The organism is Pelagerythrobacter marinus (assembly GCF_034375205.1).
Classification (GTDB): Bacteria; Pseudomonadota; Alphaproteobacteria; order Sphingomonadales; family Sphingomonadaceae; genus Pelagerythrobacter; species Pelagerythrobacter marinus.
In genome coordinates, this window is record NZ_CP139719.1 from 2021407 (window position 1) to 2046729 (window position 25323).

Sequence of the window (25323 nt, forward strand, 5' to 3'; positions counted from 1 at the left end):
CGCTCCCGGGAAAAGCTAGCGCCGGGTCCGCCCGATTAAAAGCCCGCTGCGGACAGGGCGCGGTCGAGGTCTTCGCGCAGGTCTTCCGGGTCTTCGAGGCCGACGTTGATCCGCAGGAGCCCCTCGGTCACGCCCATCTCGGCGCGTGCGTCCTCGCTCATGCCCGCGTGGGTCGTGCTGGCCGGGTGGCACATGAGGCTGCGGGCATCGCCGATGTTGTTGGAGATGTCGATCAGCTCGAGCGCGTCGAGCAGGGCGAAGGCTTTCTCCCGGCTGCCGAGGTCGAGCGCGAAGATCGGGCCGAAGGCATCCATCTGCCGCGCCGCGAGGGCATGGCCGGGATGGCTTTCGAGCCCCGGGTGCAGCACCCGGGGGCCGCGTTCTTCGACGAATCGGCCGAGTTCCAGCGCGTTCTCGCTCTGCCGGTGGGCGCGCAGGTCCAGCGTTTCCAGCCCCTTGTGCACGACCCAGGCATTGAACGGCGAAAGGCTGGGCCCGGTGTTGCGCTGGAACGGCAGCAGCGTTTCATCGATGAACTCGCGGCTGCCGCAGACCGCGCCGGCCAGCACGCGCCCCTGGCCGTCCATCAGCTTGGTCGCGCTGTAGGCGACGATGTCGGCCCCGAATTCGAGCGGGCGCTGCAGCGCGGCGGTGGCGAAGGCATTGTCCACCACCGTGGTGATCCCCTTCGCCCGCGCGAGGCCGCAGACATGGGCGAGATCGACGACGTCGAGCGTCGGGTTGGCCGGGGTCTCGAAGAAGAAGACTTTGGTGTTCGGGCGGATCGCCGCTTCCCACGCGGCATTGTCCGCGCTGTCGATCACGGTCGTCTCGATCCCGAAGCGGGGGCACAGGTGATCGACCAGCCAACGGCAAGAGCCGAAGGCGGCACGGGCGGCCACGACGTGATCGCCGGCCGAAAGCTGGCACAGCAGCGCCGCGGTCATCGCCGCCATGCCGCTGGCCTGGGCGCGGCAGGCCTCCGCCCCTTCCATCAGGGCGATGCGTTCCTCCAGCATGGCGACCGTCGGGTTCTGCAGGCGGGAATAGGTCATCCCCTCCTCCTCCCCCGCGAAACGGGCGGCGACGGTGGCCGCGTCGTCGTAGGTATAGCCGGAGGTGAGGAACAGCGCCTCGCTCGTTTCCCCGTGCTCGCTGCGCCAGGTGCCGCCGCGCACGGCCCGGGTGGCCGGGCGCCATTTGCGGGTCACCGCGCGATCCATGCCGATCGTCTTCTTCATCGCCGGCGCTCTAACGGCGCGCGGGCGGGCAGCGCAACGAAAAAGGGCGGCGCCGCGGCGCCGCCCTTTCCCTATTCCAAGCGATCGGCGCGTCAGACGCTGACCGGATCCTCGTCATCGTCTTCGGAGACGATCAGGATGACCATGCCGATAGCCGCCAGCGCGGCGATGATCAGGCCGGCGCTGATCCCCGAACCGGCCAGTTCCGACTCACCGGCAACCGGCTGCGCGGCGCGATCGGCCGCCTGGGCCTGCGCCGCCACCGGAGCAGCCGCGAGCGATGCCGCGGCGGTCGCGAAAAAGAAATTACGAAGCTTCATACAAACTGACCCTTCCGTTCCATGGATGTTACATCACCGAGGACAATGAAGGACCTAAGCAGATCGTTCCCGTAACTCCAAGCCCTTTTGTGAAAATACATGAACTCGGCCCGTCGTATAGATACAACGCCTCGTGGATCAGGACGGGCTGAGGTGGGAGCTGCCGGGAAGGTCGGGCGACTCGGGCGTGCCCGGTGTCCATCCGTCCGGCGTGCGGACCATGAGAGTGCGGCACCAGCGGCACCTGCCGACGTATGTCGTGCCTTCGCGGCGAACGCGTTTTCGCCGAACCTTGTGACCGAATAGCGTACATGCCCAGTGACGAGCCATCGAATCCCTCCGTTGTGGAGCGCCCCGACCAAGTGCCTTCGGAAAAGTTGTCCCGCTCGTTGCGCGAATCGCGCGCAGCGGCGGGCTGTTCTCTTTGGCGGCTGCATACACCGGGCGTGCACCGCCTGTTAAGTATAAATCCCCGGGTGCCCGGACTTGCCCCATCGCGGGACGGACACTATCCGTCCGCGCGATGAGCCCGGCGCACGATCACCAGCGCGACCCGATCGGAGCCTGCGCCGCAATCGCAATCGCTTTCCTCGGCCTGTGCCTCGTGCGCATCTCGGTCCCCGGCGATCCCTATTTCGACGAGATCCACTATCTTCCCGCGGCACGCGAGCTGCTGGGAGGGGGGGCGTACCTCAACCGCGAGCATCCGCTGCTGGGCAAGGAACTGATCGCGCTGGGCATCGCGCTGTTCGGCGACAACGCCTGGGGCTGGCGGACGATGCCCGCGCTCGCCGGTGCAGGCGCGCTGTTCGCTTTCTCCCGCGCGGCCTGGTTCGCGACCGCATCGCGCTTCGCCGCGATCGCCTACGCCATCCTGCTCGCCAGCGGATTCGCGCTCTTCGTTCACAGCCGGATCGCCATGCTCGACGTGTTCTCCGTCGCTTTCTTCGCGCTGGCGCTGTGGCAATGCGCGGCTGCGGTGCGCGAGCCGGAAACGGGCCGCCGGCGGCTGGTGGTCGCCGGGGTCGCGCTGGGCCTGTCGATGGCGGCGAAGTGGAACGCGGTGCCGCTGGCAGTCGTGCCGGGTCTCGCTTTCTTCGCCGCGCGGCTGGCGGCGGGCCGGCGGCGCCTGCTGACCAGCCGGCGCGGCATTCCCGTTCCCGGCCTTTCGCTGGCCGAGGCGGCGATCTGGCTCGGCCTCGTGCCGCTGGCGGTCTACTGGCTGACGTTCCTGCCGGCCTATTTCCTGTCCACCGGAGCCCTGCCGGCCAACGGCTTCATCGCCCTGCACCGCGAGATCGTCGCTCTGCAGCAAAGCGTGGTCGAACCGCACCCCTACCAGTCGCGCTGGGCCGAATGGGTGCTGAACCTGCGCGCCATCTGGTATCTCTACGAGCCGATCGAGGGCGCGCACCGCGGGATCGTGCTGCTGGGCAATCCGCTGACGATGCTGCTCGGCCTCCCCGCGCTTGGCTGGGCCGCGTGGCGCGCGCTGGCCGGAGACCGCGCGGCGCTGGCCATTGTCGTGCTCTACGCGGTCAGCCTCGGTTTCTGGATAGTCGTGAACAAGCCGGTCCAGTTCTATTACCACTATTTCCTGCCGAGTTGCTTCCTGCTCGGTGCGCTGGCCCTCGCGCTCGACGCGCTGTGGCAGCGCGGCCGGCGCGGCCTCGCGGCGGGGACGCTGGCCGCCAGCCTGGCGCTGTTCGCCTGGTTCTACCCGATCCTCAGCGCCGCGCCGCTGGCGGACAGGCACGCCTTCGTCGCCTGGACCTGGCTGCCGGGCTGGCGCTAGGGCTTCAGCGACGCTTCCAGACGAAGCGGCTCGACAGGGCGTAGTTCCACACGGCCCCGACCACGATGCCCGCCCCCGCGGCGGCGAGCCAGTGAACGCCGTGCCCCTCGAGCAGCCCGGCCACCGCGACATTGGCCAGCGCGCCGACCGCGCAGGCCGCGCAGAACCCCGCCCAGCCGCGCAGGAGGGCAACTGCCCCCCGCAGCCGCCGGTCGCGATAGGTCAGCCAGTTGTTGAGCCAGAAATTGAACGTCATCGCGGCGAAGGTCGCCGCGGCCTGCGCCGGGACGAAAGCCGCGTCGCCGGCGCGGAACAGCAGGGCCAGCACGGCGAGATGGACCAGCACGCCCAGCCCGCCGACCGTGCCGAACAGCGCGAAGCGGGTCGGCACGATGCGGCCGAAGGTCTTGTCGTAGAGCCCGACGAGGAAATCGAACGCGACCGCCCGGTCGAGCTTGCTCGCTCCGCTGCGTCGGGGGGCGAAATGCAGCGGAAACTCGCGCACCCGCAGCGGTTCGGGCGCGCTGGCGAGGAGATCGAGCAGAACCTTGAAGCCGATCTGCGACATGCGCGGGGCGATCGCCCGCGCGCGCGCGGTCGGCAGCGCGAAATATCCGCTCAGCGGATCGCTGAGGTCCACCCGTGCCAGCCGCCGCGCGAGCCGCCCGGCCAGGCGCGAGCCGCGCTCGCGCCCCGCCCCGGCCAGCCCTGCGGCGCTCGCCCCGGGGATATAGCGGCTGGCAACCGCGACATCGCATTCGCCATCCTCGAGCGCGGCCAGCATGGCGGGCAGAAGGGCGGGATCGTGCTGGTGGTCGGCATCCATCACTGCCACGAAAGGCGCGGCGGTCGCGCAGATCCCCTCGATCGCGGCGGAGGAGAGGCCGCGGCGGCCGATCCGTTCGATCACTCGCAGGCGCGGATCGGCGCGGGCGATGCGGCGCGCCTCGTCCGCCGTGCCGTCGGCGCTCGCGTCGTCGACCACGATCGCTTCCCAGCCGCGCGGGCCCAGCGCCTGTTCGATCCGCGCCAGCAGCGGCGCGACGTTCTCGCGTTCGTCGAGCGTGGGCAGGACGATGGCGAGCCGCAGCGTCAAAGGCGCTCCAGCACCGCGTCGCCGATTGCGGCCGTCCCGGCCTCGCCGCCCAGGTCGCCCCCGCGCACGCCGTCGGCCAGCGCGCGCGCCACCGCGCTCTCGATCCGCGCGGCATCGGCTTCGCGGCCGAAGGAATGGCGCAGCATCATGGCCGCGGACAGGATCGTGGCCATCGGGTTGGCCCGCCCCTGCCCGGCAATGTCGGGCGCGCTGCCATGGATCGGCTCGTAGAGGCCGAACGTGCCGAAATCGGTCGCGCGCTCGCCGAGCGAGGCGCTGGCCAGGAGCCCGATCGACCCCACGCACATGCTCGCCTGGTCGGACAGGATGTCGCCGAAGAGGTTGCCGGTCACGATCACGTCGAACCGACCCGGTTCGCGCACGAGCTGCATCGCCGCATTGTCGACGTACATGTGTTCGAGCGTGACGTCGGGATAGTCGGCGGCGACCGCGTTCACCACGTCGCGCCAGAGCTGGCTGGTTTCGAGCACGTTGGCCTTGTCCACGCTGACCAGCCGGCCCCTGCGCCCCTGCGCCGCGCGGAAGGCGATATGCGCGATCCGGCGCACCTCGCCCTCGGCATAGGCCATCATGTCCCAGCCCTGCCGCTGCCCGTCGTCGAGCGTGCGCGTGCCCTTGTCGCCGAAATAGACGTCGCCGTTCAGCTCGCGCACGATCAGCAGGTCGATCGCCGCGGCGACCTCGGGCCTCAGAGCAGACATCGTCTCCAGCCCGGCGAAGGTCGTCGCCGGGCGCAAGTTGGCGAACAGGCCGAGCTGCGCGCGCAGGCCCAGGATCGCCTGTTCGGGGCGCAAGTGGCGCTCCAGCCCGTCGCAGGCCGGGTCGCCGACCGCGCCGAACAGCACGGCGTCGGCCGCGCGCGCCATCTCCAGCGTTTCGGCGGGCAGCGGGTGCCCATGGCGGCGATAGGCGATCCCGCCCACGTCGCCTTCGAACAGGGTCAGCCCCGGCAGGTCGAGCGCCTCGAGCACGCGCAGCGCCTGCCGCGTCACCTCGGGGCCGATCCCGTCGCCGGGAAATACCGCAATCTTCATGATCTCATCCGCCCCAGTCGCTCGTGCAGCATGGTGCGCGCGGCCATAACATCGCCCCGCCGGTCGGCAAGCAGGTAGCGTTCGAGCAGGGGGCCGTGGGCGGCAAAGATTTCCAGCAGCGGCTCAAGCCCTGCTTCGGCCGGGGGCGGCGCGCCGCCATAGCCCAGTTCGCGCAGCAGCAGCGCCTCGTAGGCGACCAGGCCCTGGAGCCAGCCGCGCGCCGAGGGCGCATGGCAGATCGCGTCGAGCACGGCCGCCAGCGCGCGGTAGATATTGGGGTAGGCGTTGCGTTCCGGCAGGGCGGTCGCGGTCAGCGCGGTGACCCACCCGATCGCCGCCGCGGGCAGCGGCTCGCCCAGCCACGGCCCCCGGCTTTCGACCAGTTCGAGGCGCGCGAAAGGCAGCTGGCTTTCGGAGCGCGCGCGCAAGTCGATTTCGACTACATTGCCCGGGATCACCACCGGCCGCAGCGCGCGCCCGCGCCCGCCCGCGACATAGCCGGCGACGAGGCCGTGCCCCTCGGTCATCGCGCGCACGATCACCGCCGTTTCCCCATGCGGGCGCGCGGCGACGACAATGGCCGGTGCTGTCAGTTGCAACGCGTTTCCCCGCGTCGAAGGCGCCCTGCGTCAGCCGCCGCCGATGCGCGCCTCCAGCGCGGCGACGCGATCGGCCAGCGCCTCGTTCTCTTCGCGCGCGCGGGCGGCCATCGCCTTGACCGCGTCGAATTCCTCGCGGCTGACGAAGTCCATCCCGCCCATAGCTTCCTTGACCCGCTCGCGCGCACTCTCGCGCGCCTCGCGGGTCATGCCGGCGAACGTGCCGGCCGCGCCGTTGAGCAGCTTGACGAAATCGGCGATCATCGGGTTCTGGCTCTGCATGGGCACCAGATGGGCCTGCGGGGATTTATTGTCCAGTCCCAAGCGCCCCCGGCTTCAGAGCGCGATCCGTTCCACCGCGCCGTTGCCGCCCGCGGCCCCGTCGGCGCCCGGGTTCATGCGCAGGAACTCGTAATTGAGCACGGTCGCGAAGAGGATCCACGCCAGGTAGGGCAGCAGGAGTATCCCGGCCAGCCGCCGCACGCGCCAGAACAGCGCGACCGTGGCGATGACGAGCAGGTCCAGCACGACGAGAATGCCCAGCGCCAGCGTCATCTCGTGCGCGCCGAAGAAAGCCGGCGTCCATGTCAGGTTGAGCGCGAACTGCACCGCGAACAGCGCGATCGCCGCGGTCCGTCCGCGCGCGCCCCAGGCGCTGCAGACGAGCGCGAGGGCGAGGCCCATGAGGATGAACAGCGCGGTCCAGACGATGCCGAACCACATCGGCTCGGGGAAGATCGCGGGCTTGGCCAGCGCGCGGAACCACTCGCTGTCGGCGGTCCAGATCCGGCCCGGCAGGACGCCGAGCAGGAGGCACACCGGCACGGTGAAAAGCGCCCAGCGAATGAAGCTGGCGCGCAACTGTCCGCGCGAGGCGAGAGTGGTCATCTATATCCCCCGAAAATGCGTGACCCGGTCGATTCGACCGCGGGGAATAGTGACGGGGCCCCGGGCCGCGCGCAAGCGCACCCGCGCAACCTGTGCCGCGCCGGGATGGCCGCGCGATTGCGGTGCGATCCAGAGATGCGATGTGAGGGCGCGATTCAGCCGCGCAGCGCGGAAACGAGGAATTCCACGTTGCCCTCGGGCCCGGTGATCGGGCTTTCCACGATCCCCTCTACCCGCCAGCCCGCGCCCGTCAGCCAGTCGCGCACTTCGTCGCAGACCCTCGCGTGCAGCGCGGGGTCGCGCACGACCCCGCCCTTGCCCACTTCCTCGCGCCCGACCTCGAACTGCGGCTTGATCAGGGCCACCAGACGACACCGCGGCGCGGCCAGTTCCATCGGCCTTTCCAGGACCTTGGCGAGCGAAATGAAGGAGGCGTCGCAGACGATCCAGTCGCAGGGGCGATCGATCTGCTCGCGGGTGAGGATGCGCGCGCTGGTCTTCTCCAGCACGGTGACGCGCGGGTCCTGCCGCAGTTTCCACGCCAGCTGGTTGGTCCCGCTGTCGATCGCGAAGACATGCTCCGCCCCCCCGGCCAGCAGGACATCGGTGAACCCGCCGGTCGAGCTGCCGACGTCCATCGCCACCGCGCCGGCCGGGTCGAGCGCGAAATGCCCGATCGCGTGGGCCAGCTTGATCCCGCCGCGCGAAACCCACGGGTGATCGCGCCCGCGCACTTCGAGCGGCGCGTCCGCGCGCAATTGCTGACCGGGCTTGGCCAGCTTCGTCTCGCCCGAGAACACGAGGCCCGCCATGACCAGCGCCTGCGCGCGGGTGCGGCTCTCGGCAAGGCCGCGGCTGACGAGAAGCTGGTCGAGGCGTTGCTTGGCAGGCATGGACCCGAACGCGGTTAGCGATCATTGTCCGGTTGAGAAACCTTGGAGATTCGCTTGACCCCGATCCGCGCCCGCTCCCGCACCCTTGCCTTTGCCGCCTGCCTCGCGCTGGCCGGCTGCGTCCAGCCCGCGCCCGAGCCGACCCCCGCGCCCCCGACACCGACGCCGACGCCCGAACCGGCGCCGCCGCCGGTCGTGCAGCCGACTTACGACAACTGGATGGATGCCCCGGCGACCCCGGGCGACTGGCATTTCCGCATGGCCGAGGGCCGGTCGCAGGCGGTCTTCGGCCCGACCAGCGGCGCCGCGGCCTTCGCACTGACCTGCAACCGCGCGCAGCGCACCGTCACGCTGACGCGCGCGGGCGCCCCGGGGGCGGAGCCGGCGATGCATATCCGCACCGAGACGCGCGACCGCACCGTGCCCGCGGCCGCCGGCACCTCGCAGACGCTCGCCGCCACCCTGCCGGCGAACGACCCGCTGCTGGCGGCCATGGCCTTTTCCAAGGGGCGCTTCGCCGTGGAGACGCCGGGCCTGCCGACGCTCTACATCCCCGCCTGGCCCGAAGTGACGCGGGTGATCGAGGATTGCCTGTGAGGGCCCTTCGCGGACGGTGTAAAGGGGATAGCATGAAAAAGGCCCGCGAAACCTCGCGAGCCACAGCGACCAATTCTGACGTGGGATAAGTTTTTTTCAAGGCTTGTATTAACCGAATCGCTGACTCAAATTGGTGCCCGAGGCCAGCGGCGAGCGCGGCACTCACCCCGGGGTGAAACGCGGGGTTCGGCTAAATAGCGCGAAAGGAGGTGATCCGATGTCTCATGGTTCAGCAGGGAGGTCGGTACGTTTCCGCACGGAGCACTATCGCTGAGCAGACAGCGATAGAGGCTACGTGAGCGGCGCTATCGGCCGCTGACCATGCGAAGGGCAGTTCCCCGACGGGCGGAGCTGCCCTTCTCATTTTTGCGGGGTTCATTTCTTCGGGGGCTTATCTTACGGCGGCTTCTTCGATTGCCGCTGTCCCGCACTCGGCCGCCCGCCCGGGCCCGCCCGCCCCACCGGCATCGCGGGCATCGGCGGGGACTTGCCCTGCCCGCTTCGCCCCATTACCCGGCGCGCATGGATTTCGAGCACATCCCCCATGCCGCCCCCGTCCCGTCCGCCACGCGCGACGAGGCGCTCGCCAACCCCGGTTTCGGCACGCTGTTCACCGATCACATGGTCGTGATCGATTACCACGCCGACAAGGGCGGGTGGCATTCGGCGCGGGTATGCCCGCGCGAGCCGATCGCGCTCGACCCGGCGGCGGCCGTCCTGCACTACGCGCAGGAAATCTTCGAAGGGATGAAGGCCTATCGCCAGGAAGACGGCGGCGTCGCCCTGTTCCGGCCCGAGGCGAACGCCCGCCGCTTCAACGCCAGCGCCGAGCGCATGGCGATGCCGCAACTGCCGGAAGAACTGTTCATCGAGTCGATCCGCCGCCTGATCTCGGTCGACCGGGACTGGATCCCGACGATCGAGGGCGGTTCGCTCTACCTGCGCCCCTTCATGTTCGCGAGCGAGGCCTTCCTCGGCGTCCGGCCGGCGCGCGAATACAAGTTCCTCGTCATCGCCAGCCCGGCGGGCAGCTATTTCAAGTCCGGCGCGCCGGCGGTGAAGATCTGGGTCAGCAGCGACTATGTCCGCGCCGCCCCGGGCGGGACCGGCGCGGCCAAGACCGGCGGCAACTATGCCGCCAGCCTGGTGCCCCAGGCCGAAGCGATCGAGAAAGGCTGCGACCAGGTCGTGTTCCTCGACGCGGTCGAGAAGAAATGGATCGAGGAACTGGGCGGGATGAACCTGTTCTTCGTGTTCGACGACGGCACCGTCGTCACGCCCCCGCTGACCGGCACGATCCTGCCCGGCATCACCCGCGACAGCCTGATCCGGCTCTTGCGCGAGGAAGGGCTGACCGTGCGCGAGGAGGCCTATTCGATCGACCAGTGGCGCGCGGACGCGGCCAGCGGCCGCCTGGTGGAAACGATGGCCTGCGGCACGGCCGCGGTCGTCACGCCGGTCGGCACGGTCGCCGGGCACGACGGCGAATTCACCATCGGCAGCGGGGGGCCGGGCCAGCTGACCAGCAAGCTGCGCGACAAGCTGGTCGGCATCCAGCGCGGCCGGGTGGACGACACCTACGACTGGATCGCGCGCCTGACCTGAAGCGCACCTGCGGCTAGAGCCGGTTGCGGACCAGGAACCGCTTGGTGAAGGTCTCGCTCGGGCGGACGAGGATGATCGCCACCCCGGCGATCGCGATCGCCCCGCCCAGCAGCAGGCGATAGCCGACCGGGTCGCCGGTCAGCCATGCCCCCAGGGCGATCGTGAACAGCGGCGTCAGCAGCGTCATCGGCACGACCGCGTTGGCATCGTTCGCCTGCAGGATGCGGAAATAGGCGGTGTGCGCGCCCACCGAGACGACCAGCCCGGCAAAGACGACGCACCCGGCCAGCAGCAGCGGTTGGTCGGCGAAAGCCGCCACCTGCCCGCTTTCGATCGTCAGCGACAGCGGCAGCAGGACGAAGCTGGAGGCCACCGCCGCCCAGGCCTGTAGCCGGATCGAGGACAGCTCGATCCGCTTGACGAAGACCGAGCCGAGCGCCCCGACCGCGGCCGATGCGAAGACGAGGACCAGACCCGGCCCCGCCTCCAGCGCGCTGTCGGACATGACCGAGATCAGGACCCCGCCGAACGCCAGGGCGATGCCCAGACCGCGCCGCCAGCGCACCCGTTCGCCGAGGAAGAGGATCGCGAACAGCACCGTCATCGGCGCGCCCGAGAGGCTGACGACGCCGGCGGAAGAGGGGCTCGCGGTCTCCAGCCCCATGAACAGCAGCGCGAAGGAGCCGCCGCTGATCGCCAGCCCGACCAGCATGACGCGCAGCAGGTTCGCCGGCAGCGGGCGCAGCAGCGGCAGCAGGACCACCATGACCAGCGCCGAGCGGGCGAAGGCATAGGCCAGCGGCGGGGCGCCGAGCTGGTCCACCGCGATCTTGCTGACCACGACGTTCAGCGCCCAGACCACGTTGCACAGGACGAGTATGGCGACCGCGCGGGCCGGCATCGGTCAGGCGGCCGGCGGCAGGGCGCGCCGCAGTTCCTCCAGCCACGGCCCGGCCACGGCATCGCTCGGCGCGCGCCAGTCCCCCCGCGGGCTCAACGCCCCGCCGGCGCTGACTTTCGGCCCATTGGGCAGCGCGCTGCGCTTGAACTGGCTGAAGGCGAAGAACCGCTGCAGGAACCGTTCCAGCCAGTGGGCGATCGTCGGCAGGTCGTATTCGTTCTTCGCCGCTTCGGGAAAACCGGCGGGCCACAGGCCTTCCCCCGCGTCGCGCCAGGCATGCCAGGCCAGGAAGGCGACGTGGCTGGGCGACTGGCCCCAGCGGATCGTGTGGTGGAGGAAGAAATCGTTCAGCTCGTAAGGGCCGATCGCGTTCTCGGTGCTCTGGATCTCGCCATCCTCGCCCACGGGGACCAGTTCGGGGCTGATCTCGGTATCGACGATCGCCTCCAGCACCGCGTCGGTCGCGCGGTCGAACTGGTCGGTCCGCGTGGCCCAGCGGATCAGGTACTGGATCAGGGTCTTGGGCACGCCGGCGTTGACCGCGTAGTGGCTCATCTGGTCGCCCACGCCGTAGGTGCACCAGCCCAGCGCCAGTTCGGACAGGTCGCCCGTGCCCAGGACGAAACCCGAATGCTGCCCGGCCAGGCGGAACAGGTAATCGGTGCGCAGCCCGGCCTGCACGTTCTCGAACGTGGTATCGTAGACCGGCTCGCCATCGGCGAAGGGGTGGCCGATATCCTCCAGCATCCGGCGCGCGGCGGGCCTGATGTCGATTTCCTCGGCCGCGATCCCGGTCGCTTCCATCAGCTTCCAGGCGTTGGACTTCGTCCCTTCGGACGTGCCGAACCCGGGCATCGTATAGCCGCGAATGGTCGTACGCGGCAGGCCCAGCCGGTCGCAGACCTTGGCCGCGACCAGCAGGGCATGGGTCGAATCGAGCCCGCCCGAAACGCCCAGGATCATGTGCTTGCCCCGGGTCGCCTGGAACCGGCGCAGCAGGGCATCGACCTGGATGTTGAACGCCTCGTAACAATCCTCGTCCAGCTTGTGCGCGCGGTTGGGGACGAAGGGGAACCGGCGGATCGGGCGCAGCAGGCGATCGTCGGGCGCCGGCGCCGACGGGGCATCGAAACGCACGCGGCGGAACGTGTCCTCCGGCCGGCCGGCCGCCTCTGCCGCGTCGCCGAACGTCTGCATCCGCATCCGGTCGCCCAGGATGCGGCGGGTATCGACATCGGCCAGGCACAGCTCGGGCTCCAGGTCGAAGCGCGAACTTTCGACCAGCAGGTCGCCGAGCTCGTAGATCATGCCCTGCCCGTCCCACGCGAGGTCGGTCGTGCTTTCGCCGTGGCCGGCGGCCGAATAGGCATAGGCGCAGACCGCGCGGCTCGACTGCATCCGGCAAAGCATGTGCCGTTCGTCGGACTTGCCGATCGTGATGTTGGAGGCGGAGAGGTTGAGCACGATCGTCGCCCCGGCCAGCGCGGCCCGGGTCGAAGGGGGATCGGGGGCCCAGACGTCCTCGCACACTTCCATCGCAAACGTGAAACCCGGCCGTTCGGGCGCCTCGAACAGCAGGTCGGTGCCGAAGGGCACGCTTTCGCCGTTCAGCCCGATCGCCAGGCCGATGCAGCCGCGCCCGTGGGAAAACCAGCGTTTCTCGTAGAACTCGCGGTAATTGGGCAGGAAGCTCTTGGGCACGGCGCCCAGCACGCGGCCGCCGGCAATCGCCAGGGCGCAGTTGTAAACCCGCCCGTTGCGCCGCAGCGGCGCGCCGACCACCGCCACCGGGGCGAGATCGCGGCTCGCCTCGACCAGGTCGGCGATCCCGCGCTCGACCGCTTCCAGCAGCGCCGCCTGCAGGTGCAGGTCGTCGAGCGCGTAGGACGAGATGCACAGCTCGGGATAGAGCACCAGGTCGGCCCCCGCCCGGCCTGCCTTGCGCCATTCGTCGAGAATGCCCGCGACATTGCCCGCAACGTCGGCCGTGCGGACGCGCGGAGTGGCGGTGGCGACGCGCACGAAGCCGTGCGTGCGTCGGTCGAAGAAGGGGTGATCGGTGGTGTCGGTCATGCGCGAAGGGCGTTGTCCATCATGTCCAGCGCGACTGCAAGCGCCGCGATGCGCACCCCGTCGCGGCCGATCGCGCCGAAATGCTCTTCGCGGTGGGCGATCGGCCCGTCGCGGCGGCCGCAGGCGAAGTGGACCAGGCCTTCCTCGTCGTCCTCGCCCCCCGGGCCGGCGAAGCCGGTGATCGCGACCCCGACCCCCTTGCCCGACCGTTCCAGCGCGCCGCGCACCATGGCCACGGCGACTTCGCGGCTGACCGCGCCGCACCGGTCGATCTGCGCCCGGTCGACCGCCAGCAGGTCGCACTTGGCGTCGTCCGAATAGACGACGAAGCCGCGTTCGAAGATATGGCTGCAGCCGGGCACGTCGGTCAGCAGCGCGGCGAGCAGCCCGCCGGTGCAGCTTTCCGCGGTGATCAGCGGCATCTCGCGCTCGCAGGCGAGGTCGAGCACGGCGCGCGCGCGCCGCGCGAGGTCGGGCGGCAGGATCGGGTCGAGCGTCTCGGTCCCGCTCATGCCGCGAGCAGCTCCTGCGCGCAGGGCGCCGCTTCCAGCAGGGCGATCAGCCCGCGCTCCTCGCGCGTCAGCCAGCGGGTCTCGCGCGGCAGGCGCAGCGCCTCGCGCCACGTCTCCTGCCGCTCGACCAGGTCGATCACCGCCGGGTGGACGTAAGACCTGCGGGTCACCGCCGGCGTATTGCCCAGCCGCCGGGCGACGACGTCGAGCACGGCCTTGATCGTCAGCGTCTCCTCCGCCCCGGCCAGGATCTGGAACGCGAGGACGCTGGCATGCCAGGTGCGGAAGTTCTTGGCCGTGAACCGCTCCCCCATCGTGTCGCACAGGTATTCGTTCACGTCGTGCGAGCACACGGTGTGCAGGTCGCCCTCGTCGTCGACGTACTTGAACACGTTCTGGCCCGGCAGGTCCTGCATCCGGCGCACGACCCGCGCCAGGCTGCCGTCGGTCAGCGCGACCTCGCGCAGCTTGCCGCCCTTGGCCTTGTAGCGCAGGCGCAGGGTCCGCCCGGTCACCTCGGCGTGGCGTTGGCGCAGCGTGGTCGCGCCGTAACTGCGGTTGTCGCGCGCATACCCCTCGTTGCCGATCCGCACCGCACCGAGATCCAGCAGGCGCACAACGCTGGCGATCGCGCGCTCGCGCGTCAGCCTGCGGCCGGAAAGATCGCTTTCCACCCGCTTGCGGACCAGCGGCAGCAGGCCGCCGAAGGCCAGGCACCCGTCGAACTTCTCGCTTTCGCGCGCGGCGCGAAATTCCGGGTGATAGCGGTATTGCTTGCGCCCGCGCGCATCGATCCCGGTGGCGAGGATATGGCCGTTGGGCGCGGGGCAGAACCAGGCATCGCGATAGGCCGGCGGAAGGGCGATCGCGTTCAGCCGGCGGCGTTCCTCCGGGTCGCGGATCAGCTTTCCCTGCGGGTCGTAATAGGCCCAGCCGCGCCCCGCCCGCCTGCGCGAGATGCCGGGGAGGTCGTCGTCGACATAGATCAGCTTCGTCATGCGAAGGCGAAACTGCCCGGCCTTGCAGGCGGTTCCGCTTGTGCGAAAAAGAACCGCCACCACCTTGGGCCGCAGCTAGATATCAGGAGACCCGCCTTGGCCGATCCGACCTATACCCCGCCCGAAGTCTGGACCAACACCGAAAGCGGCGGCAAGTTCGCCAATATCAACCGGCCGACCGCCGGCGCGCGCGAAGAGCGCGACCTGCCGGCCGGCGACCATCCCTTCCAGCTCTATTCGCTCGCCACGCCCAACGGGGTGAAGGCGTCGATCATGCTGGAGGAGCTGCTCGAGGCCGGGCACGCGGCCGAATACGATGCCTGGCACGTCGACATTTCCGAAGGCGACCAGTTCACCAGCGGCTTCGTCGGGCTCAATCCCAATTCGAAGATCCCCGCCCTGCTCGACCGCAGCGGGCCGGAGCCGGTGCGCGTGTTCGAAAGCGGCGCGATCCTGGTCCACCTGGCAGAGAAGTTCGGCGCCTTCCTGCCGACCGGCGCGAACCGCGCCGAAGTGCTGAGCTGGCTGTTCTGGCAAGTCGGCAGCGCGCCTTTCATCGGCGGCGGCTTCGGCCATTTCTATGCCTATGCGCCGGAAAAGTACGAATATCCGATCAACCGCTACGCGATGGAGACGAAGCGGCTGTTCGACGTCGCCAACCGGCGCCTTGGCGAAAGCGAATACCTGGGCGGCGACGACTACACCGTCGCCGACATCGCGACTTTCCCGTGGTTCGCCCCCTTCGTGCAGGGCACGATCTACGGCGAGGCGCGCAAGTTCCTCTCGATCCACGAGTACGAGCACGTCGAACGGTGGGTGAACCGGATCGCCGGGCGCCCGGCGGTCCGCCGCGGCCGGATCGTCAACCGGACCTGGGGCGAAGAGGGTGAACAGCTGCGCGAACGCCACTCCGCCGCCGATTTCGACGGCAAGACGCTGTAACCGCGCCGGGCCCGCCGATCGCCCCCTTCACATTGGCGCGCCCTTCGCTATAGGGGCGCGGGTTCCGCCACGGCGGACCCGCGCCTGATGGGGTGTAGCCAAGTGGTAAGGCAGCGGTTTTTGGTACCGCCATGCGCAGGTTCGAATCCTGCCACCCCAGCCAGCCCTTCCCCCTTGCACCCCTGCGGGCCGCCGGCAGCACGCACGGACGCGGATAGGTTCTTGTGCCTGCGCGTGTTGCAATGCACAAACGGCCCATGCGGATCGCGGTCATCGACGAAAGCGCGGCGCGCGCCTCGATCATCGAGGAGGGTCTGGCCGGCGTCCCCGGCGCTCGCGTCGTGCGCCTGACCGAGCGGGCCGGGCTGCTCGCCCGGATCGCGGAGTTCGATCCCGATATCGTCCTGATGGATCTCGGCAACCCGTCGCGCGACGTGCTGGAGGAATACTTCGCCGTCAGCCGCGCCCTCGCCCGCCCGATCGCGATGTTCGTCGATGAAAGCGACGACGACGCGATTGCCGCGTCGATCGACGCCGGCGTTTCCGCCTATGTCGTCGACGGGCTGGCCGCCAGCCGCATTCGTCCCCTGCTGGATCTCGCCGTGCGCCGCTTCAACGCCTTCGCCCGGCTGCAGGACGAACTGGCCGAAGCCCAGGGCAAGCTGGCCGAGCGGGAAACGATCGACCGCGCGAAGCGCCTCCTGATGGACGGCCGCGGGCTGAGCGAGCCGCAGGCTTATGCCGAGCTGCGGCGCAAGGCGATGGATTCGAACAAGCGCATCGTCGAGATCGCCGAGGCCGTCGTCACCGCACACGAACTGATGGGAGGCCCTGCATGAGCGAACGCATGACGATCGGCTTCATGCCCCTTGTCGATGCCTGCCTGCCGATCCTCGCGCACGAACATGGCTTCGCCGCACAGGAAGGGCTGGAACTGGCCTTCGTGCGCGACGTGTCGTGGGCGACCGTGCTTGACCGCCTCCTCTACGGCCATACCGATGCCGCCCATCTCCTGGCGCCGCTGGCGATCGCGACGACGCTGGGCCGCGGACGCCCGGCAACCCCGCTTGCCGCGCCTTTCGTCCTCGGCCTCAACGGCAACGCGATCACGCTTTCCAGCGCGCTCGCGCCGCGCGTGGCGGCCGGGAACGGGGCCCTGGGCGACCCCGTGCAGGTGGGCGCGCGCCTGGCGGACCTCGCGGGGGAACGCCGCACCGCCGGAAAGCCGCTGCGGTTCGGCGTGGTCCATCGCTATTCCAGCCACAACTACATGCTGCGTTACTGGCTGGCGGCCTGCGGCATCCGGCCCGATCGCGAGGTGGAAATCGTGACCGTTCCTCCACCGTTCGTGTCCGATGCGATCGCGGCTGGCGAAATCGACGGGGCCTGCGTCGGGGAGCCGTGGAACAGCGTGGCCGTGACCCGCGGGGTGGGCGAAATCGTCCTCGCGACGGCCCAGATCTGGCGCCGCGGGGTGGAAAAGGTCCTTGCCCTGCGCGAAACCGTGCTCGACCGTCGGCGCGACGCAGCGGAGGCGCTGATCCGCGCGATGCGGGCGGCCGGGCGCCATTTCGTGGACCCTGCCAACTGGCAGGAAAACGCGCGAATCCTGGCGGCCCCCGCCTATCTCGATGCCGATAGCGAGCTGGTGCTGCGGGCGATTTCGGACCGGCTCGTGCTCGCGCGCGGGGCGGCCCCGACCCACTTCCCCGATTTCATGTTCCAGTATGCCGAAGCGGCCAACTTCCCCTGGGTCAGCCAGGCACAGTGGCTCTACACCCAGATGGCGCTCGGCGACGACACGCCCTTCGACGCGCAGGAGGCGCGAATTGCCGGCCGGGTCTTTCGCCCCGACATCTACCGGCACGCGCTGATCGGCAGCGAAGATGCCCTGCCGGGCGCTAGTTCGAAAGTCGAGGGGAGCCTCGACCGGCCGACGGCTGTAACCGCGCAACAGGGCGCCATGGTCCTGAAATCGAACCGCTTTTTCGACGGGCGCACGTTCGATCCCGACGATATGGAAAGCTATTTCGCCGCCTTGCCGCGCTAGCGCCGGCAAGCCCCGATGCTGCAATTGCGAAAAGAGGCTTGGCAAGCGCCCCCGGGTGCGCTTACCATGCGGGCGATTGCCGGCTTGCCATCCATTGGCGGATGGTCATGCGGCCGGCCAGTCCTATTGCAGACAGCGCGTGGCAACGTCGCCGCCCGTATCCGGTCGCCAGACCGGGTCCGAGGCGGCTTTTTTGCGTGCGCCCACGGCAGACGGGGGAACGACCGGTGCGTTCAGCGCAGTACCAGGGCCAGGACCAGCGCAGCCGCGAGGACGGCGCTGACGGCCTGCCAGAACCGGACGGGGTCGCGCTGGGCCAGGGGCACGTGGCGCGGGACGCCGCGCGGGACGGCACCGCCGCCTTCGAGCCGGCGCAGGAGCCCCACGGCATCGTCGAAACGGTCCTCCCGCCGGGGTGCGATGGCCGTCAGGATCGCGTCGTCGAGCCAGCTGGGATATCCGGGCGGTGGCGCGAGGGCGGGAGCGGGCGGGCGAACCGCGGGCGCTGGAAAGCCTCCTGCTCGCCGAACGGCCAGGTGCCCGCGAACAGGCGGTAGAGCGTCACGCCGAGCGCGAAGATATCCGTCTGGGCGTCGCCGCCGTGCCCGGCAAACTGTTCGGGCGCCATGTATCCGGGCGTGCCCGGTATCTCGTCGCCGCGAAAGTCCTCCACCCGCGGGAGGCGCGCCACGCCGAGATCGATCAGCTTCAGGCCTTGCGCGGTGAGGATGCAGTTGTCCGGCTTGATGTCGCGATGGACGATCTCCAGCCGGTGCAGCGCCGCCACCGCCCGGGTCAGCTGGATCGCGTGGTCGAGCGCGCCGGCGAGCGGCAGTGTCCCCTGCGCGAGGCGCGTTTCCAGCGTATCCCCTTCCAGCAGGGGCTGGACCCCGTAGAGCGCGGTCTGGCGCCCCGGCCGCACCGGGTGCGAGGCGGCGAGGAACGGGCTGTCCACCCGCCGCGCGATCAGCATCTCGCGGGCAAAGGCCATGCGAATGGCACGGTCGGCCAGCGCGCCGGGTCGGGGAAACTTCAGCGCCACCGATTCCCCGGCCTCGCCGTCCCACCCGGCCAGGAGCACGGCATAGCGCCCCTCGCTGATCACCCTGTCGATCCGGAAGCCGTCGATCGTGGCGCCCGGGCGGGGAACGGCGACCGCCGGCAGGTCCTCGATCCCGGCGAGCACGAAATCGTAGTCCGGCGGAGGGAGCCGCACGACGTCGACCACGATCGCCGTGGCATTGTCGCGCCCGCCGGCGCGCAAGGCCTCGCGGACCAGCGCCTGCGCCGCCGCTTCGGCCGAACCGTTCGCGGCCAGGACCGCGGCAATGCGCCGCTCCCCCAGCGGGGCGTGGATGCCGTCGGTCGTCAGGACCAGGCGATCGTGTTCCGCCAGCTCGATCGGCAGGTGGTCGAGGCGCAGTTCCGGCTCGAGGCCGATCGCCCGGATCAGGACATGGTTGAGGTCCGGTTCCGGCCGGACGTGGTCGCTCGTCAGTTGCACCAGCCGGTCGCCGGCGAAGCGCCAGGCGCGGCTGTCGCCGACGTGGACGATGTCCGCCCGCCGGCCGCGGAGGGCCATCGCGGTGAAAGTCGTGGCCCCACCGCGCATGGCCTCGCCGCGGCCCTGCGAATGCAGCCAGCGGTTGTAGGCTGCCAGTGGCACCTGCATCGCCCGCCCGGCACCGAGCGTTTCGGGCACGGCATAGAACCCGTCGATCAGGGCCCTGACCGCCAGTTCGGCCGCCTGACGGCCGCCCCGCCCCTCGCTCACCCCGTCGGCCACGGCCGCCACTGCGCCGTGGCGTGCGCGTTCCAGGGCCGTACCGAGATAGGCCGCGCCGAAATCCTCGTTCCGCTCGCGCGGGCCGGCGTCGCTGGCGAATCCCACGGCGAGGACCAGTTCGTTCCAATTCTGCATTGCTGGCTTCCCCCCGCCCTCCGCGTGCGCGTGCACGCTGCACCCGCCCGCACGAGCTTCCCCCGCCGGGGCCCGACGTCAAGCATCGAAAGGACAGCATGATGGCAAGTTTCGCTCCTCCGGACAGCCCTTCCCCGCGAACGGGCAAGGCAGGTTTCTGGCAATCGGGCCACTGGCCCACGCTCGTCGCCGCCTTCCTCTATTTCGACCTCGCCTTCATGGTCTGGGTCATACTCGGCCCGCTGGCGCCACTGGTCGCGGAAGACCTGGGCCTGAACGCGGCGCAGAAGGGGTTCATGGTCGCCGTGCCGACGCTGGCCGGGGCGCTGCTGCGCATCCCGATGGGTTTCCTCGGCGACCGGATCGGACCCAAGAAGACCGGCGCGATCGGGCAGGTGATCGTCATCGCCGGCCTGCTGGCGGCATGGCTGCTGGGCGTCGGATCGTTCGCCGCCACGATCGCGCTGGGCCTGGTACTCGGCTTTGCCGGGGCGAGCTTCGCCGTCGCGCTGCCGTTGGCCAGCCGCTGGTATCCGCCCGAACACCAGGGCAAGGCCATGGGTGTCGCGGGCATGGGCAATTCGGGCACTGTCATCGCCTCGCTCTTCGCCCCCGGGCTGGCCCTGCTCGCCGGCTGGACCGGCGTTCTCGGCCTGGCCTGCATCCCGCTCGCAATCGTCCTTGCGCTCTATCTCGCAATGGCGAAGGATTCGCCCGAACAGCCGGCCCCCATGCGGCTCTCGGCCTATCTCGAGCCGCTCGGCGACCGCGACGCGTGGTGGTTCATGCTGTTCTACGGCGTGACGTTCGGCGGCTTCGTGGGGCTCGCCGCCTCGCTCTCGATCTATTTCGTCGACCAGTTCGGCCTTACCGCCGTGCAGGCCGGATACTGCACCGCCGGGTGCGTCTTCGCCGGATCGCTGGTGCGGCCCCTGGGCGGCGGGCTGGCCGATCGCTTCGGGGGAATCCGGACGCTCACCGCGGTCTATGTCATCGCCGGCGGCGCGCTGGTGGCGATCAGCACCGGGCCGGGTTCGCTGGCACTCGCCCTCGGTCTCTTCGTGATCGCCATGCTCTCGTTCGGGACCGGCAACGGCGCGGTCTTCCAGCTCGTCCCCCAGCGCTTCCGCAAGGAAATCGGCGTCATGACCGGGCTGGTGGGCTGTGGCGGCGGGATCGGCGGCTTCTTTCTGGCCAGCTCGCTCGGCCTGGCCAAGCAGCATGCCGGGAGCCCCCAGCTGGGGTTCCTCGTCTTCGCCGCGATCGCGCTGGTCGCGCTGGTCGGGCTGACGGCGGTCAAGGGCCGCTGGCGCACGACGTGGGGCGCCGCCGTCCAGGGCGTTCGCATCTGACGCCCGGGCAGGACCGGGGACGGGCCCGCGAGCGGCCCGCCCCGGCGGGAGAGGATGCCGGCGGGCCCGCATGGGGAGAACCACGATGAGATTCCACCACCGCCCGATCCTGTTCGCTGCCGCCACGGCGTCCTCCGCTATCGCCCCCGCGCCTCTCGCGGCGCGGGACGCGGCACAAGATGCCGCGCCGGACGCCGCCCCGGACGCCGCGGCGCACGTCGCGGCGTCCGGGGCCGACAGGGCGCCGCGGCAGGCGGGCGGAACACCCGCCCCTGCCGTCCACACCCCGGATGCCTGGCGCCTCGCGCCCCTGTTCACGGCTCGCCTGCGCTACGAAGGGGTCGCGTCGGAAGGGGCGGACCGCCACGCGGAAGCCGTGACCCTGCGCGCCCGGTTCGGGCTGGAGGCGCGCCGCGGCGGCCTGTCGCTGCTGGTAGAGGGCGAAGGCACGGCCGCGCTCGCCGACGGATACAACGACACGCTGCCCGGCAACGGCGCCGAGCCTTTCCCCGTGATCGCCGACCCCGAGACGCTGGAACTGAACCGGGCGCAACTATCGTGGCGGGGCGGCCCGGCGACGGTCACCGTCGGCCGGCAGCGGATCGTGCACGGCAATGCCCGGTTCGTCGGCAACGTCGGATGGCGGCAGAATGAACAGACGTTCGACGCCGTGCGGGGCGAGGCCGCAATCGGCCCGGTCGCGATCGACTTCGCCTATGCAGCCGCCCAGCGCACGATCTTCGGCGCCTACAGCCCCGGCGAGAGCCACGACGGCGATTTCTGGCTCGCCAGCGGCACTGTCCGCCGGGGGCCGTTCGAAGGCCGGGCCTTCGCCTATCTCGTCGACTACGACCTGCGTCCGGCCTTCTCCAGCCAGACGTACGGCGCCATTGCCAGCGGCGCGACCGCGCTGGGCCCGCTGGAGCTGCGATACCGCGCCGGCTACGCCGTGCAGTCGGATCACGGGTCCGGCCCGGTCGCCTATCGCGCTGACTACGTCGACGCCGAAGTGGCCGCGGCGAGCGGGCCGTTCACGCTCGCCGCCGGTTACGAGAAGCTCGGCAGCGACGAGGGGGTCGCCGCGTTCCAGACACCGCTCGCCACGCTTCATGCCTTCAACGGCTGGGCGGACATGTTCCTGGCCACGCCGCCGGCCGGCCTGCGCGACCGCCACGTCCGGCTGTCCGCGCGGTTCGGCGGGGCGGACGGAGAGACCGCGATCGACGCACAGATCGCCTATCACCGGTTCGACAGCGATTACGCGGATATCGCCTACGGACAGGAATGGAACCTGTCGCTGGGCACCCGCCTCGGGCCGGTGGCCCTGCTGGCGAAATATGCCCACTACGACGCACGCGATTTCGGCGCGGACACGCGCAAGTTCTGGTTGCAGGCCGAATATGCGTTCTGACAGCCCCCGCACCGCCATGCGAAAAGGCCTTGCGAGGGGCGCCGGCAATCGGTTACCCTCGGCTCCACGCCGACAAGCGGGCCCGTCCAACGCCGGACGACCACGGCCGCTTTCGAACGAAAAGACGCAAAACGTGGCAATGACGCCGCCAGTCTCGCCTTCGGGCCGGGCTTGGCGGCTTTTTTGCGTGCGTGATCGGGGTCCGGCCCCGCGGAGGCAGAGATGAACGCACAGACCCGGATGGAAGACATGGTCTCGGCCCGCGAGAAGCTGGTCGTCATCGGCAACGGCATGGCGGGCTGCCGGGCGGTCGAGGAAATTCTCGAACGCGACGGCGATCGCTACGACATTACCATCTTCGGAGCCGAGCCGCGGGTGAACTACAACCGCATCATGCTCTCCCCGGTGCTCGCGGGCGAGAAGACCTTCGACGAGATCGTGATCAACAGCGCCGAATGGTATGCCGAGAACGATATCGAACTGGTGAGCGGGGACCCTGTCAGCCATATCGACCGCGCGGCCAAGACGGTACTCAGCCAGTCTGGACGGGTCGAACCCTATGACAAGCTGCTGATCGCAACCGGTTCGGACCCGTTCATCATTCCCATTCCGGGCAACGACCTTGCGGGCGTCATCACCTTCCGCGATCTCGACGATGTCGACAAGATGCTCGCTGCGGCGGAGAAGGGCGGCGATGCCGTGGTGATCGGCGGTGGCCTGCTGGGTCTGGAGGCTGCGCATGGCCTCTCGCTGCGCGGCATGAAGGTCACCGTCGTTCACCTCATGCCCACGCTGATGGAACGCCAGCTCGACGAAGCGGCAGGCTATTTGCTGCGGCAGGAACTGGAAAAGCGTGGCCAGACGATCCTGACCGGTGCCAACACCAAGGTTATTCACGGCATCGAGGGCCATGTCGCCGGGATCGAGCTGGAAGACGGGACCCGCGTGAAGGCGGACATCGTGGTCATGGCGGCAGGCATCAAGCCGTCCACCGGCCTTGCCAAGTCCGCCGGTCTCGAATGCGAGCGCGGCATCGTGGTGGACGATCACATGGTCACCTCGGACCCGGACATCCTGGCCGTGGGCGAATGCGTGCAGCATCGCGGTGCCTGCTACGGTCTCGTCGCGCCGCTTTGGGAAATGTGCCGCTCGCTGGCCGATCACCTGACCGACGCACCCACCGGCTATGCCGGTTCGGTCACCTCGACCAAGCTGAAAGTATCGGGGATCGACCTGTTCTCTGCCGGCGATTTCTCCGGAGGCGACGATTGCGAGGACATCGTGATGCGCGATGCTGCGCGCGGCGTCTACAAGCGCGTGGTTCTCAAGGAAAACAGGCTGATCGGTGCCGTGCTTTATGGCGATACGGCCGACGGCAACTGGTACTTCGATCTCCTGAAGAAGGAAGAGGATGTCTCCGATATCCGCGAAGGGCTGATCTTCGGCCAGGCCTTTGCCAGCGGGGGTGCCCTTGCGGACCCTAATGCCGCCGTTGCCGCCCTTTCGGACGACGCAGAAATCTGCGGCTGCAACGGCGTATCAAAGAGCAAGGTCGTCCAGTGCATCAATGATGGCGCGCACAGCCTCGATGCGGTGCGCTCGCAGTGCAAGGCCAGCGCGAGCTGCGGTTCGTGCACCGGTCTCGTCGAAAGCCTGCTGTCGCTGACGCTGGGCGGCGAAGTCGAGAGCGGCCCCGCCAGCATGTGCAAGTGCACCAGCTTCACGCATGACGACGTGCGCCGCCTGATCGTGGAGAAGCAGCTCAAGGAAATGCCGCAGGTCATGCAGGAGCTGCACTGGACCACGCCGGATGGCTGCTCCTCCTGCCGCCCTGCGCTGAACTACTACCTGCTCTGCGCCTGGCCCGGCGAGTATGAGGACGACCAGAAGAGCCGCTTCGTCAATGAGCGCCTCCACGCCAATATCCAGAAGGACGGCACCTATTCCGTCGTTCCGCGCATGTGGGGCGGTGTGACCAGTCCGAAGGAACTGCGCGCGATTGCCGACGTGGTCGAGAAATACGATGCCCGCATGGTCAAGGTCACCGGCGGCCAGCGCCTCGACATCTTCGGCATTCGCAAGGAAGACCTGCCCGCGGTCTGGGCCGACCTCAATGCCGCGGGCATGGTGTCCGGCCACGCCTATGGCAAGTCGCTGCGCACGGTGAAAACCTGCGTCGGCAGCGAATGGTGCCGCTTCGGCACGCAGGATTCGACCGGCCTCGGCATCAAGATCGAGCAGATGACCTGGGGCAGCTGGATGCCGCACAAGTTCAAGATCGCCGTCAGCGGTTGCCCGCGCAATTGCGCCGAGGCGACGATCAAGGATTTCGGCGTGGTCTGCGTCGACAGCGGATACGAGCTGCATGTGGGCGGCAATGGCGGGATCAAGGTCCGCGCCACGGACCTGCTGTGCAAGGTCGAGACCGAGGAGGAGGCGATGGAGCACTGCGCCGCCTTCATCCAGCTCTACCGCGAGGATGCGCATTATCTCGAACGGACGGCCCCCTGGCTCGAGCGCAAGGGGCTGGACTGGATCAAGGCGCAGATGTTCGACGATCCCGAACGGGTCGGGCGCCTGGCCCGCCGCTTCCGCTATTCGCAACAGTTCATGCAGGACGATCCCTGGGCCAGGCGCGCCGCGGGCGAGCGGGCCGACCTGCACCGGCACCTGGCCACGGTCCGGCCGATGGAAACGGAGTACGCATGATGCCCGGCAAGTGGCTCGATATCGGTCCGACTACGCAGATCGAACCGGGAATGGCCGCCACCCTGCCGGTCGAAGGCGGGGAGGAGATTGCGGTCTTCCACACCGTGAACGGGCGCTTCTACGCGCTGGTCAACAGCTGCCCCCACCGGCAGGGGCCGCTTAGCCAGGGAATCGTCCACGGCGACAGCGTGACCTGCCCGCTGCACAACTGGCGCATCTCGCTGAGCACGGGGGCGGCGTTGGGGGACGACAGCGGTTGCACCCCGACCATCCCGCTCAAGATCGACGGCGGCCGCCTGTTCCTCCTGCGCGAAGCCGTGGTGGCCCCGCGCGGGGCGGCCGGGCCGCGGGCGGCCTGATCGCCG

The 25323-nt window shown here is 69.6% G+C and carries 24 protein-coding genes and 1 tRNA gene; 11 read left to right on the forward strand and 14 right to left on the reverse strand.

Annotated elements, in window-relative coordinates; genetic code table 11:
- Window positions 1–35: 35 nt before the first annotated feature.
- On the reverse strand, window positions 36–1241 hold the full coding sequence (locus T8T98_RS09940; protein WP_251105295.1) for a trans-sulfuration enzyme family protein: 1206 nt from the start codon (window positions 1239–1241) through the stop codon (window positions 36–38).
- Between the two features lie 92 nt (window positions 1242–1333).
- The gene (locus T8T98_RS09945) at window positions 1334–1561 is read right to left on the reverse strand and encodes a hypothetical protein (protein WP_160733167.1); all 228 of its coding nucleotides are present in this window, start codon (window positions 1559–1561) and stop codon (window positions 1334–1336) included.
- A gap of 523 nt (window positions 1562–2084) precedes the next feature.
- Here T8T98_RS09945 and T8T98_RS09950 point away from each other — a divergent pair.
- Complete coding sequence (locus tag T8T98_RS09950) at window positions 2085–3356, forward strand: phospholipid carrier-dependent glycosyltransferase (RefSeq protein ID WP_251105294.1); 1272 nt, start codon at window positions 2085–2087, stop codon at window positions 3354–3356.
- Window positions 3357–3360: 4 nt separating this feature from the next.
- On the opposite strand, the gene T8T98_RS09955 is transcribed toward T8T98_RS09950, so the two are convergent.
- The 6 genes from T8T98_RS09955 to T8T98_RS09980 form a co-directional block, all read right to left on the reverse strand.
- Window positions 3361–4452 carry a glycosyltransferase gene (locus T8T98_RS09955; protein ID WP_251105293.1) on the reverse strand — a complete coding sequence of 364 codons (1092 nt, stop codon included), beginning with the start codon at window positions 4450–4452 and terminating at the stop codon, window positions 3361–3363.
- On the reverse strand, window positions 4449–5507 hold the full coding sequence (gene leuB / locus T8T98_RS09960) for a 3-isopropylmalate dehydrogenase (RefSeq protein ID WP_251105292.1): 1059 nt from the start codon (window positions 5505–5507) through the stop codon (window positions 4449–4451). Before leuB ends, T8T98_RS09955 begins: the two co-directional genes overlap by 4 nt.
- Window positions 5504–6106, reverse strand: a complete 603-nt coding sequence (gene recO / locus T8T98_RS09965) for a DNA repair protein RecO (RefSeq protein WP_160733171.1) — start codon at window positions 6104–6106, stop codon at window positions 5504–5506. Before recO ends, leuB begins: the two co-directional genes overlap by 4 nt.
- 30 nt (window positions 6107–6136) lie before the next feature.
- Window positions 6137–6388: an accessory factor UbiK family protein gene (locus T8T98_RS09970; protein WP_160733172.1), complete on the reverse strand. Its 252-nt coding sequence runs from the start codon at window positions 6386–6388 to the stop codon at window positions 6137–6139.
- A gap of 54 nt (window positions 6389–6442) precedes the next feature.
- Complete coding sequence (locus T8T98_RS09975) at window positions 6443–6994, reverse strand: TspO/MBR family protein (protein ID WP_160733173.1); 552 nt, start codon at window positions 6992–6994, stop codon at window positions 6443–6445.
- Between the two features lie 155 nt (window positions 6995–7149).
- Complete coding sequence (locus T8T98_RS09980; protein ID WP_251105291.1) at window positions 7150–7887, reverse strand: TlyA family RNA methyltransferase; 738 nt, start codon at window positions 7885–7887, stop codon at window positions 7150–7152.
- Between the two features lie 54 nt (window positions 7888–7941).
- Here T8T98_RS09980 and T8T98_RS09985 point away from each other — a divergent pair, with 54 nt between their 5' ends.
- Together T8T98_RS09985 and T8T98_RS09990 are read left to right on the forward strand one after the other, a co-directional pair.
- Window positions 7942–8484, forward strand: coding sequence for a hypothetical protein (locus T8T98_RS09985; RefSeq protein WP_202388956.1), 543 nt, complete (start codon window positions 7942–7944; stop codon window positions 8482–8484).
- Window positions 8485–9006: 522 nt separating this feature from the next.
- Window positions 9007–10089, forward strand: a complete 1083-nt coding sequence (locus T8T98_RS09990) for a branched-chain amino acid aminotransferase (protein WP_160733175.1) — start codon at window positions 9007–9009, stop codon at window positions 10087–10089.
- A 13-nt stretch (window positions 10090–10102) separates the two neighbouring features.
- On the opposite strand, the gene T8T98_RS09995 is transcribed toward T8T98_RS09990, so the two are convergent.
- The 4 genes from T8T98_RS09995 to T8T98_RS10010 are packed head-to-tail and all read right to left on the reverse strand — an operon-like array spanning window position 10103 to window position 14573.
- Entirely contained in the window at window positions 10103–10990 is an 888-nt protein-coding gene (locus T8T98_RS09995) for a DMT family transporter (protein WP_251105290.1), read from the reverse strand.
- Between the two features lie 3 nt (window positions 10991–10993).
- Window positions 10994–13063: an NAD(+) synthase gene (locus T8T98_RS10000; RefSeq protein WP_251105289.1), complete on the reverse strand. Its 2070-nt coding sequence runs from the start codon at window positions 13061–13063 to the stop codon at window positions 10994–10996.
- Window positions 13060–13575, reverse strand: coding sequence for a CinA family protein (locus T8T98_RS10005; RefSeq protein WP_251105288.1), 516 nt, complete (start codon window positions 13573–13575; stop codon window positions 13060–13062). The genes T8T98_RS10000 and T8T98_RS10005 overlap by 4 nt, the downstream gene beginning before the upstream one ends.
- The gene (locus tag T8T98_RS10010) at window positions 13572–14573 is read right to left on the reverse strand and encodes a DNA topoisomerase IB (protein WP_251105287.1); all 1002 of its coding nucleotides are present in this window, start codon (window positions 14571–14573) and stop codon (window positions 13572–13574) included. The genes T8T98_RS10005 and T8T98_RS10010 overlap by 4 nt, the downstream gene beginning before the upstream one ends.
- Before the next feature lie 96 nt (window positions 14574–14669).
- On the opposite strand from T8T98_RS10010, the gene yghU reads away from it, so the two are divergent.
- From yghU to T8T98_RS10030, 4 genes are all read left to right on the forward strand, one after another.
- Window positions 14670–15515: a glutathione-dependent disulfide-bond oxidoreductase gene (yghU, locus tag T8T98_RS10015; RefSeq protein ID WP_160733180.1), complete on the forward strand. Its 846-nt coding sequence runs from the start codon at window positions 14670–14672 to the stop codon at window positions 15513–15515.
- Between the two features lie 88 nt (window positions 15516–15603).
- A tRNA-Gln gene (locus tag T8T98_RS10020) sits at window positions 15604–15678 on the forward strand.
- Window positions 15679–15772: 94 nt separating this feature from the next.
- A complete protein-coding gene (locus T8T98_RS10025) occupies window positions 15773–16354 on the forward strand; it encodes an ANTAR domain-containing response regulator (RefSeq protein ID WP_160733181.1) in 582 nt (193 codons plus the stop codon).
- Window positions 16351–17565, forward strand: a complete 1215-nt coding sequence (locus tag T8T98_RS10030) for an ABC transporter substrate-binding protein (protein WP_160733182.1) — start codon at window positions 16351–16353, stop codon at window positions 17563–17565. Before T8T98_RS10025 ends, T8T98_RS10030 begins: the two co-directional genes overlap by 4 nt.
- A 233-nt stretch (window positions 17566–17798) precedes the next feature.
- Here T8T98_RS10030 and T8T98_RS10035 read toward each other — a convergent pair whose 3' ends face one another.
- Complete coding sequence (locus T8T98_RS10035; protein WP_322295661.1) at window positions 17799–17951, reverse strand: hypothetical protein; 153 nt, start codon at window positions 17949–17951, stop codon at window positions 17799–17801.
- 41 nt (window positions 17952–17992) lie between these two features.
- Window positions 17993–19486: a bifunctional protein-serine/threonine kinase/phosphatase gene (locus T8T98_RS10040; RefSeq protein ID WP_322295662.1), complete on the reverse strand. Its 1494-nt coding sequence runs from the start codon at window positions 19484–19486 to the stop codon at window positions 17993–17995.
- 98 nt (window positions 19487–19584) lie between these two features.
- Here T8T98_RS10040 and T8T98_RS10045 point away from each other — a divergent pair, with 98 nt between their 5' ends.
- The 4 genes from T8T98_RS10045 (at window position 19585) to nirD (ending at window position 25317) form a co-directional block, all read left to right on the forward strand.
- Window positions 19585–20838, forward strand: coding sequence for a nitrate/nitrite transporter (locus tag T8T98_RS10045; RefSeq protein ID WP_251105285.1), 1254 nt, complete (start codon window positions 19585–19587; stop codon window positions 20836–20838).
- A gap of 85 nt (window positions 20839–20923) precedes the next feature.
- Window positions 20924–22249, forward strand: coding sequence for an alginate export family protein (locus tag T8T98_RS10050; RefSeq protein ID WP_251105284.1), 1326 nt, complete (start codon window positions 20924–20926; stop codon window positions 22247–22249).
- 222 nt (window positions 22250–22471) lie between these two features.
- The gene (gene nirB, locus T8T98_RS10055) at window positions 22472–24958 is read left to right on the forward strand and encodes a nitrite reductase large subunit NirB (RefSeq protein WP_251105283.1); all 2487 of its coding nucleotides are present in this window, start codon (window positions 22472–22474) and stop codon (window positions 24956–24958) included.
- On the forward strand, window positions 24958–25317 hold the full coding sequence (gene nirD / locus T8T98_RS10060; protein WP_160733252.1) for a nitrite reductase small subunit NirD: 360 nt from the start codon (window positions 24958–24960) through the stop codon (window positions 25315–25317). The genes nirB and nirD overlap by 1 nt, the downstream gene beginning before the upstream one ends.
- Window positions 25318–25323: the final 6 nt, after the last annotated feature.